Consider the following 16215-nt stretch of genomic DNA (forward strand, 5'->3'; position numbering starts at 1 on the left):
CCGACACATCACATGAAAGACAGCCATCGGCGTCAGAGCGGAAACGAGTCATACCTTCCACCTCGACGAACAACTCCAGTATCACTGAGTGGAAATGCGTAGCAGAGCCCGAGTTTCCACGCACGTGCGGCGCAGCCGCTCTAACTGTCGAAGCCCAGACCCAACGCGTCCATTCCCTTCAGCCACAATCCCCGCCGTCCCTCGTTGCGGTCTGCGCGAGCGAATTGCGCACGAGTGATGTTGATCCCGATCGACTTGAGGGGCTCGGGTGGAAACGGCAACGGCTTGGTACGCACCATCTTCAGGCGTGTCCGTTCGGTGTCGTTGCCGTCGAGTAGGTCGAGCGCGGTGCGGGCCCCGAAGTGCGACGCGCCGACGCCGAGGCCGGTGAACCCGGCCACCGAGGCCACCCGTCCGTTCATGCCGAGATCCCAGAAGGCACTGAACCGCGAGCACGTGTCGATCGATCCGCCCCACGCGTGGGTGGCACGGATTCCCTCGAGGGCTGGGAACATCTGCAGCAGATGTTCGGCGAGCAACGCGAACTCTTCTGGATGTTGGGTTCGGCGTGGGTCGGTGTCGCTACCGTAGAAGTAGTGCGCGTCCCACCCGCCGAACAGGATGCGATCGTCGGCCGTCAACCGGAAATAGTGGAATCGATTGCCGGAGTCGGCCAATCCTTCGCGGCCGGACCAGCCGATTGCGGCGAGCTGCGCAGACGTCAGCGGTTCGGTCATGATCACGTAGTCCCACACCGGGACTATCCAGTGACGGAGCTTGCGGCGCAACGATTTCGATGCCGGGGTGGCCAGCAGAACCTTGGCGGCCTCGATGGTGCCGTAGCCCGTCTTCACCCGAATACCGTTGCCGGACTTGTCGATCGACAAGGCCCGAGTGTTCTCGTGGATGCGGACGCCGAGCGACTCCGCCGCGTCGGCCAGGCCCCAGGCCAATTTGGCAGGATCGATCATCGCGACGTCGGGGTCGAACAGGGCACCGCGCGCCATCGGTGAGGTGATTTTGGCTCTCACTGCAGCGGCGTCGAGATATTCCATCGGTTGCGACAGTCGTCTCCCCTCGTCGCCGAGCTCACGGAGGTCGTCGACCTGCCAGTCGAAATTGGCGATGTCGAGCTCGCCGGTGCGTTCGATATCGGCGTCGATTCCGTACTTCTTCGCAGTCGCGCAGATCGCGTCGAGCGTCTCGGTTCCCATTCGCAGCAACTCGGGTAGTTCGTCGGCATACCGGTCGAGTCCGTTGCCCAGTCCGTGCGTCAGGCTGGCCGCGCAGAAGCCGCCGTTGCGTCCGGTGGCACCCTCGGCAATGCGGTCGCCTTCGAGCAAGACAATCGATCTGTCGGGGTTCTCCTCTGCCGCGTGCAGAGCCGCCCACAATCCGGTGAACCCGCCGCCGACGATCACCAGATCCGCAGACGTCGAACCGGAGTGCCGCGGCCTGGGCGTCGGTCGTTCCGGTCGGTCGAGCCAGAAGGGCTGCGGCGCTGCTCCGAGAACCATCGCCACGCCGCGATCGGTGGGTTCGGTAGCCCAGGATGCGCTCATCGTCGTAGCTCCTGATCCTCGGGTCCTGCGCTAGCGAAAACGGTGCGATGCCAGGACTTTCGGGCCACACCGGTGATGTCGGTCATCACGTGTTTGACGGTGAGGTACTCGTCGAGCGAGTAGCTCGACATGTCCTTGCCGAAGCCCGACGCTCCGAACCCGCCGTGCGGCATCTCGCTGATGATCGGGATGTGGTCGTTGATCCACACACAACCGGCGGCGATCTCCCGCGACACTCGGCCTGCGCGGTACACGTCGCGGGTCCACGCCGAGGCCGCCAGTCCGAACGCGGTGTCGTTGGCCCGCCGAATCGCATCGTCGTCGCCGTAGTGCCGCGACACCGTGAGCACCGGTCCGAACACTTCGTCGCGGTAGATCTCGTCCTGCTCACCCACATCGGCGATCAACGTCGGCGGGTAGAAAGCACCCCTACCGTCCGGGACACGGCCTCCGGTGACGATCCTCGCTCCGGTATCGCGAGCCCGATCCACCATGGCCGCGACACGATCCCGATGCGCGATCGAGATCAGCGATCCCATGTCGGTCGCCGGATCCGTCGGATCTCCCATGACGACGCGTTCCATCACCTCGGCAACTCCGGCGACGAAATCGTCGTACAGGGAGTCCGCGACGATGGCGCGGGTGGCTGCCGTGCAGTCCTGTCCGCCGTTGATCAACGAACCGGCGACGGCACCGTGAATCGCAGCCTCGAGGTCGGCATCGTCGAACACCACGAACGGGGCCTTGCCGCCGAGTTCGAGCTGCACCCGGGTGCCGTGCATGGCAGCCTGCGACATCACCTGCCTCCCGACGGGAGTGGAACCGGTGAAAGTCATCAGGTCCAGGCCCGCATGCGAGGACAACGCGACTCCGGCCTCCGCTCCGGTTCCGGTGACCACGTTGAACACCCCGTCGGGCAGGCCGGCCTCCGAGGCGAGACGCGCCAGACGCAGCGTGGTCAGAGGCGTGAGTTCACTGGGCTTGAGCACGATGGAACACCCGGCCGCCAACGCCGGGATCGCCTTCCAGACGGCCATCTGCAGCGGATAGTTCCACGGCGTGATCGATCCGACCACGCCGACCGGGTCGCGTCGGATGGCCGAGGTGTGTTCGCCCGAGTACTCGGCCGCTGCCTTGCCGTCCAGATGTCGGGCAGCTCCGGCGAAGAACTCGATGTTGTCGACGCTGCCCGGAACGTCGAACTCCGTTGCCAGACGCACGCTTTTGCCGGTCTGGGCCACCTCTTCGGTGGCGAATTCGGCGTCGGCCGCCACCGATCGCGCCAACTCGGCAAGCACCGCGCCGCGCTGGGCCGGAGTTGCGGTGGCCCACTGCGGTAGCGCCGAGCGCGCTCGAACGAGAGCCGCTTCGACGTCCGCTGCCGTGGAGAGACCGAACTCGGACACCACGGTTCCGGTCGCCGGGTTCTCGACGCCGCAGCGGTCGCCGCTGCCGTCCACTGCGCGTCCGTCGATCCAACAACCAGGAATGTTCGCCATGACTGCACGATACCGACCGATCCACGGATTCGCCCGGTTTCCGATCCCGCAACAACCGATTCTGTCGTCGACACAGATATTTATTGCGAATTTCATCGCCTATCGCTTGTGTCGGCGGCGGTGTCGGTGACAAGATCGACCGATGCCGGATCAGTCACCCATCGCACTCGACGACGTCTCCAAGGCGATCATCGAACAACTTCAGGAGGACGGGCGACGTTCCTACGCCGCGATCGGCAAAGCCGTCGGGTTGTCGGAAGCTGCCGTGCGGCAACGTGTTCAACGCTTGACGGACTCCGGTGTCATGCAGATCGTCGCCGTCACCGATCCGGTACAGGTCGGATTCAAGCGGCAGGCCATGATCGGCATCAAGTGCACCGGAGACAGTCATGCACTGGCCGAGCAACTCTCGGCGATCGACGCGATCGACTACGTGGTCCTCACGGCAGGCTCCTTCGACATCGTTGTCGAAGTGGTGTGCGAGGACGACGAACAACTACTACGGATTCTCAACAAGCAGATCCGCAGCCTCGACTCGGTCACCAGTACCGAAACCCTGGTCTATCTGAAACTCGTCAAGCAGCAATACAATTGGGGAACACGATGACGCGAACCACATCCGAGCTCGACGCCTCCGCGGCAAAGCATCTGTGGGGCCACTTCACCCGTCACGGCGGCGGGGTCACTCCCCCGATCATCACCCGCGGCGAGGGTTCGACCATCTGGGACTCGAACGGCAAGAGCTACATCGACGGTCTGTCGGGCCTGTTCGTGGTTCAGGTGGGGCACGGCCGCGAAGAACTGGCCGAGGCCGCGGCCAAGCAGGCCAAGGAATTGGCGTTCTTCCCACTGTGGTCGTATGCCACCGAGCCTGCCATCGAACTCGCCGAACGGCTCGCCGGATACGCCCCTGGGGACCTCAATCGAGTTTTCTTCACCACCGGCGGTGGCGAAGCAGTCGAGAGCGCGTGGAAGCTGGCCAAGCAGTATTTCAAGAAGGTCGGCAAACCAGGTAAGCACAAGGTGATCTCGCGTGCCATCGCGTACCACGGCACCCCGCAGGGCGCTCTGGCCATCACCGGTATCCCGGCACTCAAGGAACCGTTCGAACCGTTGACCCCGGGCGCATTTCGGGTGCCGAACACCAATATCTATCGGGCTGCGGCCCCCATGGACACCGATCCCAAGGCGTTCGGAATCTGGGCGGCCGACCGCATCGCCGAGGCCATCGAATTCGAGGGCCCCGACTCGGTGGCAGCCGTGTTCCTCGAACCGGTCCAGAATGCGGGTGGCTGCTTCCCTCCTCCACCCGGATACTTCGAGCGGGTCCGCGAGATCTGCGATCGCTACGACGTCCTGTTGGTCTCGGACGAGGTCATCTGCGCGTTCGGGCGCATCGGATCGATGTTCGCCTGCAACGACTTCGGCTACGTGCCCGACATCATCACCTGCGCCAAGGGAATGACCTCGGGCTACTCCCCCATCGGCGCGATGATCGCCTCCGACAAGCTCTTCGAGCCGTTCGACGACGGCACGTCGAGCTTCGCGCACGGCTACACCTTCGGCGGGCACCCCGTCTCCGCAGCCGTCGCCATGGCCAATCTCGACATCTTCGAACGCGAGGGGCTCAACGCCCACGTTGCGGACAACGCACCCGCGTTCCGCGCGACGCTCGAAAAACTGCACGATCTGCCCATCGTCGGCGATGTGCGCGGCGAGGGGTACTTCTACGGCATCGAGTTGGTGAAGGACAAGGCCACGAAGGAAACGTTCAGCGACGCCGAAGCAGAACGCATCCTCCGCGGGTTCCTGTCCACCGCCCTGTTCGACGCCGGGCTGTACTGCCGGGCCGACGATCGCGGCGACCCGGTGGTACAGCTGGCTCCGCCATTGATCTGCGGGCAGAAGGAGTTCGACGAGATGGAACAGATCCTGCGCAGCGTGCTGACCGAGGCGGGCAACCTGATCTGAGCGACGGCGTTACTGCCCGATCCGGTCGATGACGAGGGGGGTCGGCTGCGCCGCGGTGGTGCCGATCTCCCAGCTGCCCTCGAGGGCCTGCTGCGCGTAGTCGAACTTCTCCGGGGTGTCGGTGTACAGAGTGGCCAACCGATCCCCGGCGCGAACCCGATCGCCCGGCTTGGCATGCAGACGCACGCCGGCTGCGCTCTGTACCGGCTCGCCCTGCCGCTCCCGGCCCGCGCCGAGCCGCCACGCCGCGAGGCCGACGCCCATCGCGTCCAAGCCGGTGACGACGCCGTCCTGCGTCGCAGTGAATTCCTGGCTCTCACGGGCGACGGGCAGCGCGGCGTCGGGGTCGCCGCCCTGCGCCGCGATCATCGTGCGCCACCGGTCCATGGCGGACCCGTCGGCAAGCTTGTCTGCCGGATCGATGCCCTCGATCCCGGCCGCGGCGAGCATGGTGCGTGCCAGCGTGATCGTCAGCTCCACGATGTCCGCCGGCCCGCCGCCGGCCAGAACCTCCACCGACTCCTGCACTTCGAGCGCGTTGCCTGCGGTGAGGCCGAGCGGTGTGTCCATCGCCGTCAGCACCGCCAGGGTCCGTACGCCCGCATCCGTTCCGAGTTCGACCATCGCCGTTGCCAGTTCGCGTGCATCGTCGACGTTCTTCATGAACGCGCCCGCCCCGACCTTCACGTCGAGCACCAACGCGCCCGTGCCCTCGGCGATCTTCTTGCTCATGATCGAACTGGCGATCAACGGAATCGACTCGACGGTTCCGGTGACGTCGCGCAGGGCGTAGAGCTTCTTGTCGGCCGGGGCCAGATCTGCGCCTGCCGCGCAGACCACCGCGCCCACGGCCGGGTCGGCAAGAATCCGGTGCATCTCGTCGCCGCTGAGATCAGCTCGCCATCCGGGGATGGACTCGAGCTTGTCCAAGGTGCCCCCGGTATGCCCAAGCCCGCGGCCCGACAGTTGCGGCACCGCCGCTCCGCACGCAGCGACCAAGGGTGCGAGCGGCAGCGTGATCTTGTCTCCGACGCCACCGGTCGAGTGCTTGTCCACGGTAGGGAGCGGCAACGCGGAGAAGTCCATTCGCGTGCCCGACGCGATCATGGCGTTCGTCCACGTACTCAACTCCCGGCGCGACAATCCGCGCAGCAGAATTGCCATCGCCAACGCCGACATCTGTTCCGGCGCGACGCTTCCGCGGGTGAACTCGGCGATCACCCACTCGATCTGCTCGTCGTCGAGAACGCGTCCGTCGCGTTTGGCGCTGATGATCGATACGGCGTCAGGCATGGTTGTTCACGCGTCCTTCGTCGAGGTTGTCGGGGCCGAATGCGTCCGGGAGCAACTCTGCCAGCCGACGCGGCCCGGTGGCGGTATCGACGAGCAGATCCGCGCCGCCGAACTCGTACAGCAACTGCCTGCACCGCCCGCACGGCATGAGGATCTCGCGTCGGGAATCGCAACAGGAAAAGGCAACGAGCCTGCCCCCGCCGGTCGAGTGCAGGTTCGACACCAACCCGCACTCGGCGCACAGGCCCAAACCGTATGAGACATTTTCCACATTGCACCCGGTGACAATGCGATTGTCGTCCACCAGAGCTGCCGCGCCCACCGGAAAATTGGAGTACGGGGCGTATGCGTGCCTCATGGCCCCATGGGCATTGTCGCGCAACGCATTCCAGTCGATTTCGTTCATGGTCACCCATCCAATCACGCTGTCTGAATTGATGCAGAGATCTACCCGAAACCGCCCGATTGAATTGGGAAGGCAAACCTAACACGGGATTTCGGCACCATACGAACCTCGAGTCGAATTAGTTCCGTGTTTCGAATGGGTTTACAGTTTCTATCAAGCGGCTAGTACAACCAGCACTAGGGCCGAATCGCGACAAATCGAGCCAGGTTAAGCCCGGCCACCGGGCTCGACGCGTCCACCAACGACGTTGGAGGCATTGCACTCGATGAGTAGCACGACGGAAGCCGCTCCGGTCAAGGAGCGCAAGCGGTCTCTGTACCGCGGGGACCCGGGAATGTGGTCCTGGGTTCTGCACCGCATCACAGGCGTGTTGACGTTCTTCTTCTTGTTCGTCCACGTTCTCGACACGGCGATGGTTCGGGTCAATCCCGAGACGTACGACGCCATCATCGAAACCTACAAGACCCCGCTCGTCGGACTGATGGAACTCGGCCTCGTCGCGGCAGTGCTGTACCACGCGTTGAACGGCATCCGAGTCATGCTGATCGACTTCTGGGCCAAGGGACCGCAGTACCAGAAGCTGATGCTCTGGGTCATCGCAGTCGTCTGGCTCGTCGTCATGATCCCGGGCGCGGGACGAATCTTCTACAACATGTTCACGGCGGGTGGTCACTGATGTCGACGCAGGGTCCCGAGGCGAAGGTCCTCGGCACGAACTACGACCGTCCGGCCAGCCTGGCCAACCCGCGTTCGCCGCGGCGTCAGAGCAAGGGCAACTTCGAGCTCTACGCGTGGCTGTTCATGCGGTTCTCCGGCCTGGCACTCGTCGTGCTGGTCCTGGGCCACATGTTCATCATGCTGATGCTCGACGACGGCGTGCACCGCATCAACTTCGCCTTCGTCGCCGGCCGTTGGGCCAGCCCGTTCTGGCAGTTCTGGGATCTGACGATGCTGTGGCTGGCACAGCTGCACGGCGGCAACGGTCTGCGCACCATCATCGCCGACTACTCCCGCAAGGACTCGACGCGATTCTGGCTGACGACCTTGCTGGTGCTGTCGATGATCCTCATCATGGGCGTCGGCACCTACGTCATCTTCACCTTCGATCCCAACATCTCGGCGAGCTAAGGACACTGACGCTTACATGCAGGAACATCGTTACGACGTACTGATCGTCGGCGCAGGCGGTGCCGGAATGCGTGCTGCGATCGAAGCCGGACCCCGTGCTCGGACAGCCGTATTGACCAAGCTCTACCCCACCCGCTCCCACACCGGAGCAGCTCAGGGCGGCATGTGTGCCGCCCTGGCCAACGTGGAGGAAGACAACTGGGAATGGCACACGTTCGACACCGTCAAGGGCGGCGACTACCTCGCCGACCAGGACGCGGTGGAGATCATGGCCAAGGAGGCCATCGACGCCGTCCTCGACCTCGAAAAGATGGGTCTTCCGTTCAACCGGACACCCGAAGGAAAGATCGATCAGCGACGCTTCGGCGGCCACACCCGTGACCACGGCAAGGCACCCGTTCGCCGCGCGTGCTACGCAGCCGACCGCACCGGTCACATGATTCTGCAGACGCTGTACCAGAACTGCGTCAAGCACGACGTCGAGTTCTACAACGAGTTCTACGCGCTCGATCTCTGCCTGACCGAGACGGACGACGGGCCGGTTGCCACCGGCATCATCGCCTACGAACTCGCCACCGGCGAACTGCACATCTTCCACGCCAAGTCGATCATCTTCGCGACCGGCGGCTCGGGACGTATCTACAAGACGACCTCCAACGCGCACACTCTGACCGGCGACGGCATGAGCATCGTGTTCCGCAAGGGACTTCCCTTGGAGGACATGGAGTTCCACCAGTTCCATCCGACCGGCCTCGCAGGCCTGGGCATCCTCATCTCCGAGGCCGTCCGCGGCGAAGGCGGCATTCTGCGCAACGAGTCGGGTGAACGCTTCATGGAGCGGTACGCCCCGACCATCAAGGACCTCGCTCCGCGCGACATCGTGGCGCGGTCGATGGTGCTCGAGGTTCTCGAGGGACGCGGCGGTGGTCCCAACAAGGATTACGTCTACATCGACGTCACCCACATTCCCGAGGAAGTTCTCGACGAGAAGCTCCCCGACATCATGGAGTTCTCGCGCACCTACCTCGGTGTCGACCCCGTCAAGGAGCCGGTGCCGGTCTACCCGACCTGTCACTACGTCATGGGCGGTATCCCCACCAAGATTCGCGGTGAGGTGCTGCGCAACAACGAGGACATCGTCCCCGGCCTGTACGCGGCAGGTGAGTGCGCCTGTGTGTCGGTGCACGGCGCAAACCGTCTGGGAACCAACTCGCTGCTCGACATCAACGTCTTCGGTCGTCGTGCGGGCATCGCCGCGGCCGAGTACGCCAACTCGGTGGACTTCACCCCGCTCCCCGAGGAGCCGGCGAAGATGGTGCAGGACTGGCTCGAGCTGATCCTGTCCGACCACGGTCACGAGCGGGTGGCCGACATCCGTTCCGAGATGCAGCAGTCGATGGACAACAACGCGTCGGTCTTCCGCACGCAGGAACGCCTCGAGACGGCGCTGAAGGATGTGCGTGCCCTCAAGGAGCGCTACAACCACATCACCGTCGCGGACAAGGGCAAGCGCTACAACAGCGACCTGCTCGAAGCCATCGAACTCGGCTTCCTGCTCGAGATGGCCGAGGTGACCGTCGTCGGAGCGCTCAATCGCAAGGAATCGCGCGGCGGACACGCTCGTGAGGACTTCCCCGATCGCAACGACGCCGAGTACATGAAGCACACCATGGCCTACAAGGAGGGCGAAGGTTTGCTCACCGAGATCCGCCTGGACTACAAGCCGGTAATCCAGACCCGCTACGAGCCGATGGAGCGGAAGTACTGACATGAGCGCACCCACACTGGACAAGAAGTCCGAACAGAACGATCTGCCTCCCGTGCCCGACGGCGCGGTCATGGTCACGCTCAAGATCGCTCGTTTCAACCCCGAGAGCGGCGACGGCCAGTACTGGGACACCTTCCAGGTCCCCACGCTGCCCACCGACCGTCTGCTCAACCTGCTGCACTACGTCAAGGGCTACCTCGACGGAACTCTGACGTTCCGTCGCTCGTGCGCCCACGGCGTCTGTGGCAGTGACGCGATGCGCATCAACGGCGTCAACCGTCTCGCCTGCAAGGTGCTGATGCGCGACATGCTGCCGAAGGATTCGTCGAAGACCCTCAACATCACCATCGAGCCCATCCGTGGCTTGCCGGTGGAGAAGGATCTCATCGTCAACATGGAGCCCTTCTTCGACGCGTTCCGCGCCGTGAAGCCGTTCCTCATGACGACGGGCAACGAGCCGACCCGCGAGCGCATTCAGTCGGCTGCGGACCGCGCCCGTTTCGACGACACCACCAAGTGCATCCTGTGTGCGTGCTGCACCACCTCGTGCCCGGTGTTCTGGAGCGACGGAAGCTACTTCGGTCCGGCGGCCATCGTCAACGCGCACCGGTTCATCTTCGACAGCCGTGACGAGGGTGCCACCGAGCGTCTGGACATCCTCAACGACGTCGAGGGTGTGTGGCGCTGCCGCACCACGTTCAACTGCACCGACGCATGCCCTCGTGGCATCCAGGTGACCAAGGCCATCCAGGAAGTCAAGCGCGCACTGCTGTTCGCTCGCTGATCTCCACGGCTACGACGAAAGCGCCCCTTCGCAGACGCGAAGGGGCGCTTTCGTCTGTCCGTCACACGAACGCGCTGTAACCCGTCACGCCGCGGCCGACGATGAGGTTGTTGATCTGAGCGGTGCCCTCGTACGAGTACAACGCCTCGGCATCGGAGAAGAACCTGATGACCTCGTGCTCGATGAGAATTCCGTTGCCGCCCATGATCTCTCGGGCCCATCCGACCACCTCGCGCAGACGCGTCGTGCAGAACGTCTTCGCGAGCGCCGCATGCTCGTCGTGATGAACTCCGTTGCCCTGCAGTTGTGCGACGCGAACGGCCATCCCCAGAGACGCGGTGATGTTCGCCGTCATCCGCGCGATGAGATCGGCAATGAGCTGGAACGAGGCGATCGGAGACCCGAACTGCTCCCGTTCGCGCGCGTAGGCGACGGTTCGCTCGTACGCGCCCATCATGACGCCGACGGCTTGGAACGCCACTCCTCCGCGGGTCAGCCGAAGCACCTTGGCGGTGTCGGCGAACGAGTTGGCCTCGGCCAGCTTGTTGGCGACCGGGACGCGGCAGTTCTCGAGATGAACGTCGGCGTTCTCCACTGCGCGAAGCGAGTACTTCCCCTCGATCTTCTCGGCCCGGAACCCCTCGAATTCCTTCTCGACCACGAAGCCCTTGACCTCGCCGTCCGCCTCGTCCTTGGCGAAGACGATCGTCAGGTCCGCGAAGGTCGCATTACCGATCCATCGCTTGCTTCCGTTGAGAATCCAATGGTCTCCATCGAGGCGAGCCGTGGTCTCCAACCCGCCGGCGACGTCCGATCCGCCGTGCGGTTCGGAGAGTCCGAACGCGCCGATCGTCTCCATTCGGCGCATGGCGGGCAACCACCGCTCGCGCTGTTCCTCGGAGCCGAGGATGGAGATACTGCTCATGGCCAGCGAACTGTGCACGCTGAACATCGTTCCGGTGGACGGATCGACCCGCGCGAATTCCATCTCGAGCCAGCCGGTGAGTAGTTTGCGGGAGGCCTTGCGGTCAACAGGAGTGGAGCCTGCGGAACGACCCGGTTCCTTGAAGGCGTATCCCAGACCCGCGATTTCGAGGTCGGCGATGGCCGGCATGAGGTGTACCGGTGAGACGGCCTTCTCCCAGAACTCGTTGGCTCGCGGCGCAACCTGCTCCTGGAGGAACCGGCGGGTACGCAGCACCACGTCGACTTCGGCCTCGTCGAGCAAGCCCTGATACCCGTAGAAATCCGATTCGAGGAAGTCCGGCGACAGTGGCCCGAGGGGCTCGTGCTTGCTCATGGTCGACTCCTTCGTCCGGTGCCGCCCTCGGGCACCACTATTGCTCTTCTACCCGCCGTGCCCCTGTCTCACCCATCGCGGGTCTCAGCGACCGAGTTCGTGGGTGAGGGTTGCGAGCTCCTGGCCCCCGGCCATTTCGGTCGTGAGCTCGTCGAGCGAGATGTCGTCGTAGGTGCAGTCCAATTTCTGGCGGCCGCGGTCGAGCAGGACGAAATGATCGCCCACCAGGTACGCGTGGTGAGGATTGTGGGTGATGAACACGACGCCCAGTCCCTGCTCTTTGGCGGCGGAGATGTAGCGCAGCACCATCCCGGATTGTTTGACTCCCAGCGCCGCGGTGGGCTCGTCGAGAATCAGCACACGGGCTCCGAAGAAGATCGCGCGCGCAATTGCCACGCATTGCCGCTGACCGCCGGACAGCGCCCCGATGGGGGCATCGACGTCGGGCAGATCGATGCCCATCTTGCGCAGCTCTTCGATGGTCGTCGCGCGCATGGCGTTCGTGTCCAGAGTCTTGAAGAATCTGCCCTTCGTGAGCTCCTGGCCGAGAAAGAAGTTGCGCCACACCGGCATCAGCGCGACCACGGCAAGATCCTGGTAGACCGTCGCGATACCCAGGTCGAGAGCATCCCTCGGCGAGTCGAACATCCTCGGTGTGCCGTCGACGAACAGCTCCCCCTCGGACTGCTTGTGCAGGCCCGCCATGATCTTGATCAACGTGGACTTGCCTGCGCCGTTGTCACCGAGAACTCCGGTGACCTCACCGGCACCGACGCGTAGGTCGATTCCGTGCAGCGCCACGATGTTGCCGTAGTTCTTACCGACGTTCTTCAGCTCGATGAGCGGCGCCGACGGCGACTGGACGGGCTGGTCCGAGGAGGTAGTCATGCTCACCTTTTCGCCGCGTAGTTACGGAAGGAGTTGTTGGCGATCACGGCGAAGAGAAGCATCGCGCCGAGAAAGAACTTGAACCAGTCGGGATTCCACCCGGCGTACACGATGCCCTGGTTGGTCATTCCGAAGATGAACGCACCGATGAAGGCTCCGACGGCGGTGCCGTACCCACCCGTGAGCAGACACCCTCCGATGACTGCCGCGATGATGTAGAGGAATTCGTTGCCGACGCCTTGGCCGGACTGCACGGTGTCGAACGCGAACAGCAGGTGCATCCCGACGAACCACGCGCAGAACCCCACGAACACGAACAGGCCGATCTTGACCTTGGTGACCGGAACACCGACTGCCCTGGCCGATTCCTGATCGCCGCCGACGGCGAAGATCCAGTTACCGATGCGAGTTCTCATCAGCACCCACGTGGCCACGAGTGTGAACACGACCCACCACACGACGGTGATGCGGATGGAGACCCCGAACAGCGAGAACGACGAGGAGAACACGGCTTTCGCCGAGTCGAAGCCCTGCATGTCCGAGATCGACGGGGTCGCAACCTGTCCGGTGACGAGTTTGGTGACGGCCAGATTGATGCCGGTGAGCATCAGGAACGACGCCAGCGTGATCAGGAACGACGGAATTCTCGTCTTCGTCACCAGATACCCGTTGACGAAGCCGACCGCCGATGCGAGGCCCAGCGCCAGCACAGCTCCGGTCCATACGTTCAGGTGCAGGTTGTAGGCGAGCATCGACGCCATGATCGAGGAGAACGTGACCGCGACCCCGGTGGACAGGTCGAACTCGCCGCCGATCATCAGCAGCGCGACACCGATCGCCATGATTCCGATCGTCGACGACGCGTACAGCACGGTCGCCAGCGCTTCGGGAGACCGAAACGGCGGCGCGACGATGCAGAAGAAGACGAAGATGGCGATCGCACCGAACAGGGCACCCATCTCTGGGCGAATCAGCAAGCGCTGCAACGGTTTCTGTTTCTTCACCCGCTCGTCCAGGATCACGGCGTGCGTTCCCGAAGCCGGGTCGGCCTGTGTTGGCATGATGTTCCTTCCGCGTCCGGACGACGCTCAGCGAGTTCCGTTGCGGGCGTACTCGGCGATGGCCTCGATGTTGGTCGAGTCGACGAAGGCCGGGCCGGTGAGCACCGGGGTGCCGCCGCCGATGGTGTTGCCGTTGTTGAGGTACAGCCACAGGGAGTCGATGGCGAGATAACCCTGCAGATAGGGCTGCTGATCGATGGCCCAGGCGACGTCGCCTGACTCGATCGCGTCGACGAGGGCCGCGTTGGTGTCGAACGTGACGACGGTGGCGTCGCTACCGGCATTGGTCTTCGATTGCACCGCGGTCAGTGCGATCGGGGCTGCGAGCGCTACCACGTGATCGATGCTCGGGTCCTGCTGGAGCTTCGCGGTGATCGTCGCCTCGACCGACGGCATGTCCTTGCTGTTGACGTTCAGAATTTCGGTGCTGCCCCCGGTGAAGCCCTGTCGAACTCCTGCGCAGCGCGCTTCGAGCGCTACTGCACCCTGCTCCTGGATGATGCACAAGGTCTTTCGCGCACCGTCTTCGGTGAGCCGCGCCCCGGCAGCCCTACCCGCGATGGTTTCGTCCTGACCGAAGTACTGCTGCACCCCCATTGCGCTCCATGCGTCGTAGCCGGAATTGAAGGCGACGACCGGGATGCCCGCTGCGGTTGCCGCCTCGACAGCCGGAGCCATGGCCTCGGGCTTGGCCAGTGTCAGAGCGATGCCGTCCACCTTCGAGTCGATCGCGCTCTGAACGAGATTGGCTTGATTGGGTGCCTCCGGATCGGCCGAGTAGCGGAGCTCGATGTTGTCCTTGGCGGCTGCGGCCTCGGCTCCCTTTCGGATGAGATCCCAGAACGTGTCGCCCGGTACCTCGTGCGTGATCATCGCTACCGTCGCCGCAGGCGTGTTCGCCACTCCCGCATTGCTGCCGTTGTCGGTAGATCGTGGAGCCCCACCGGTGCTCGAACAGGCCGTCAGCGTCAGCACCATCACCAACCCGAGTGCGACACCCGCCCCACCGGCGCGGCGTCGAACCGAGCGGAGCGAGCCGGTACGGGCCGCCTGTCGAAATGTCATCCGGGTTCCTCTCGGGCGACCGAGCTGTCGGTAGTACAGCTCGGCGGATCACTGTCTGTACAACGTAATGCCGATCACAGACGATGGACGTAGTTTGGCAGGGCCTTCGAACCGGCCCGCTCCCCGGTGGGTCGCGGCCTCGGTGACCTCTGCAGCGCCTATGGTAATTCGCGATGAAAAGGACTCGAAAGTTCGTAGCCGTGTGGGCGACAGCTCTCGCTCTCGCCGGCGTCGGCGGCGGCCCGGCATCGGCGCAGCCGGCAGTCGAGCCACCCGTCGTATCGACGACGCCACCGTTCACGACGCCGAACACCGACGCGTGCCCGTTCGCGGCCTCGCCGCCCCCGGCGATCGATTCCTCGGAAGTTCCGGCTCCGGGTAGCACTGCGCCACAACCGGTTCCGATCCCGGCGGACCCTGTGGGCGGATCCCGACTGGCCGAGTGCGGCGCGATCGTGCCGGACGGCGCGCCCCCACTGCCCGCGGACATCTCGGCAACCGGGTTCGTGGTGGCAGACCTCGATTCCGGATCGGTGGTAGCCGCCAAGGATCCACACGGTCGGCACCGACCGGCGAGCACAATCAAAGTACTGCTCGCCCTCGTCGCTCTGGACGAGCTGGACCTCGGCAAACAGATCACCGCGACGGCCGAGGACGCCGACGCAGAAGGCAGCGCCGTCGGCATCGGGAAGAACGGTGTCTACACCAATCTGCAACTGTTGCAGGGCCTGGTCATGGCGTCGGGAAACGATGCCGCGCATGCCTTGTCGGCTCAGCTGGGAGGTGACGCCGCGACCGTCGAGAAGATGAATGCCAAGGCAGCAGAGTTGGGCGCGCTCGACACACGGACCGCGACCCCCTCCGGCCTGGACGGGCCCGGCATGGCGAGCTCGGCCTACGACCTGGCACTGTTCTACCGGGAGGCCATGCGCAATTCGACCTTCGCGCAACTGATTTCGACCGAGAACGTGCAGTTTCCCGGCTATCCGAAGGATCCCACGATCCCGGACGACCAAGACCGCCCCGGTTTCACGCTGTCCAACGACAACCAGCTGCTCTACAACTATCCGGGCGCTCTCGGCGGCAAGACCGGCTACACCGACGATGCCCGGCAGACCTTCGTGGCGGGTGCCGAACGCAACGGTCGCCGTCTGGTCGTGACGCTCATGAAGGGTGACGTACTACCGATCCGGCCGTGGGAACAGGCGGCTCGGCTGCTCGACTACGGGTTCGCCCTGGATACGAGCAGCAGCGTCGGCGATCTGGTCGAACCGGATTCCACGTCGCCGGTAACGAGTACACGTGCCACCAGCGCGGTGCCGACCCTTGCTCAACCCCCTGCGTCGGCGTCGAGTGCCGAATCGGGTACCCGACAATCCGATCTGCAGGCGCAGGGCGACACGGTCGTGCGCATCGCGATCGGGGTCATCGGTGCACTGGTCGTGGCCGGTTTGCTGTGGGGCGCACGCACACTGTCTCGCCGCCCCTGA

Annotated in this window: 15 protein-coding genes; 7 read left to right on the forward strand and 8 right to left on the reverse strand. The window is 64.3% G+C overall.

What is annotated here, in order from left to right:
* Positions 1-140: 140 nt before the first annotated feature.
* A complete protein-coding gene (locus tag J2X62_RS00005; RefSeq protein WP_310175939.1) occupies positions 141-1562 on the reverse strand; it encodes an FAD-dependent oxidoreductase in 1422 nt (473 codons plus the stop codon).
* Positions 1559-3061: a gamma-aminobutyraldehyde dehydrogenase gene (locus J2X62_RS00010; RefSeq protein ID WP_310175941.1), complete on the reverse strand. Its 1503-nt coding sequence runs from the start codon at positions 3059-3061 to the stop codon at positions 1559-1561. Before J2X62_RS00010 ends, J2X62_RS00005 begins: the two co-directional genes overlap by 4 nt.
* Positions 3062-3203: 142 nt before the next feature.
* Between J2X62_RS00010 and J2X62_RS00015 the strand changes: the two genes are divergently transcribed.
* Together J2X62_RS00015 and J2X62_RS00020 are read left to right on the forward strand one after the other, a co-directional pair.
* Positions 3204-3668, forward strand: coding sequence for an Lrp/AsnC family transcriptional regulator (locus J2X62_RS00015; protein ID WP_032366674.1), 465 nt, complete (start codon positions 3204-3206; stop codon positions 3666-3668).
* Positions 3665-5032 carry an aspartate aminotransferase family protein gene (locus J2X62_RS00020; RefSeq protein WP_027496423.1) on the forward strand — a complete coding sequence of 456 codons (1368 nt, stop codon included), beginning with the start codon at positions 3665-3667 and terminating at the stop codon, positions 5030-5032. The genes J2X62_RS00015 and J2X62_RS00020 overlap by 4 nt, the downstream gene beginning before the upstream one ends.
* A 9-nt stretch (positions 5033-5041) precedes the next feature.
* Here the strand turns inward: J2X62_RS00020 and J2X62_RS00025 are convergent, their stop codons facing one another.
* On the reverse strand, positions 5042-6325 hold the full coding sequence (locus tag J2X62_RS00025; RefSeq protein ID WP_032408072.1) for a thymidine phosphorylase: 1284 nt from the start codon (positions 6323-6325) through the stop codon (positions 5042-5044).
* The gene (locus J2X62_RS00030) at positions 6318-6731 is read right to left on the reverse strand and encodes a cytidine deaminase (protein ID WP_027496421.1); all 414 of its coding nucleotides are present in this window, start codon (positions 6729-6731) and stop codon (positions 6318-6320) included. The genes J2X62_RS00025 and J2X62_RS00030 overlap by 8 nt, the downstream gene beginning before the upstream one ends.
* 265 nt (positions 6732-6996) lie before the next feature.
* Here J2X62_RS00030 and sdhC point away from each other — a divergent pair, with 265 nt between their 5' ends.
* Genes sdhC through J2X62_RS00050 form a run of 4 tightly spaced genes read left to right on the forward strand, consistent with a single transcriptional unit; the run spans position 6997 to position 10411 of the window.
* Positions 6997-7407, forward strand: a complete 411-nt coding sequence (sdhC, locus tag J2X62_RS00035) for a succinate dehydrogenase, cytochrome b556 subunit (RefSeq protein ID WP_072692119.1) — start codon at positions 6997-6999, stop codon at positions 7405-7407.
* Positions 7407-7859: a succinate dehydrogenase hydrophobic membrane anchor subunit gene (locus J2X62_RS00040; RefSeq protein ID WP_027496419.1), complete on the forward strand. Its 453-nt coding sequence runs from the start codon at positions 7407-7409 to the stop codon at positions 7857-7859. The genes sdhC and J2X62_RS00040 overlap by 1 nt, the downstream gene beginning before the upstream one ends.
* 16 nt (positions 7860-7875) lie before the next feature.
* Positions 7876-9627 carry a succinate dehydrogenase flavoprotein subunit gene (gene sdhA, locus J2X62_RS00045; protein ID WP_027496418.1) on the forward strand — a complete coding sequence of 584 codons (1752 nt, stop codon included), beginning with the start codon at positions 7876-7878 and terminating at the stop codon, positions 9625-9627.
* 1 nt (position 9628) lies between these two features.
* Positions 9629-10411, forward strand: coding sequence for a succinate dehydrogenase iron-sulfur subunit (locus J2X62_RS00050; RefSeq protein ID WP_027496417.1), 783 nt, complete (start codon positions 9629-9631; stop codon positions 10409-10411).
* 61 nt (positions 10412-10472) lie between these two features.
* On the opposite strand, the gene J2X62_RS00055 is transcribed toward J2X62_RS00050, so the two are convergent.
* The 4 genes from J2X62_RS00055 to J2X62_RS00070 all read right to left on the reverse strand — a co-directional run bounded on the left by J2X62_RS00055 (position 10473) and on the right by J2X62_RS00070 (position 14638).
* Complete coding sequence (locus J2X62_RS00055; RefSeq protein ID WP_310175981.1) at positions 10473-11711, reverse strand: acyl-CoA dehydrogenase family protein; 1239 nt, start codon at positions 11709-11711, stop codon at positions 10473-10475.
* 84 nt (positions 11712-11795) lie between these two features.
* Entirely contained in the window at positions 11796-12599 is an 804-nt protein-coding gene (locus tag J2X62_RS00060) for an ATP-binding cassette domain-containing protein (RefSeq protein ID WP_032366676.1), read from the reverse strand.
* 2 nt (positions 12600-12601) lie between these two features.
* On the reverse strand, positions 12602-13660 hold the full coding sequence (locus J2X62_RS00065) for an ABC transporter permease (RefSeq protein WP_032366677.1): 1059 nt from the start codon (positions 13658-13660) through the stop codon (positions 12602-12604).
* Positions 13661-13687: 27 nt separating this feature from the next.
* Entirely contained in the window at positions 13688-14638 is a 951-nt protein-coding gene (locus J2X62_RS00070) for a substrate-binding domain-containing protein (protein WP_032367238.1), read from the reverse strand.
* Between the two features lie 260 nt (positions 14639-14898).
* Here J2X62_RS00070 and J2X62_RS00075 point away from each other — a divergent pair, with 260 nt between their 5' ends.
* Positions 14899-16215, forward strand: coding sequence for a D-alanyl-D-alanine carboxypeptidase family protein (locus J2X62_RS00075; RefSeq protein WP_032366678.1), 1317 nt, complete (start codon positions 14899-14901; stop codon positions 16213-16215).

This window comes from Rhodococcus sp. 3258 (assembly GCF_031456475.1).
Taxonomy (GTDB): domain Bacteria; phylum Actinomycetota; class Actinomycetes; order Mycobacteriales; family Mycobacteriaceae; genus Rhodococcoides; species Rhodococcoides fascians.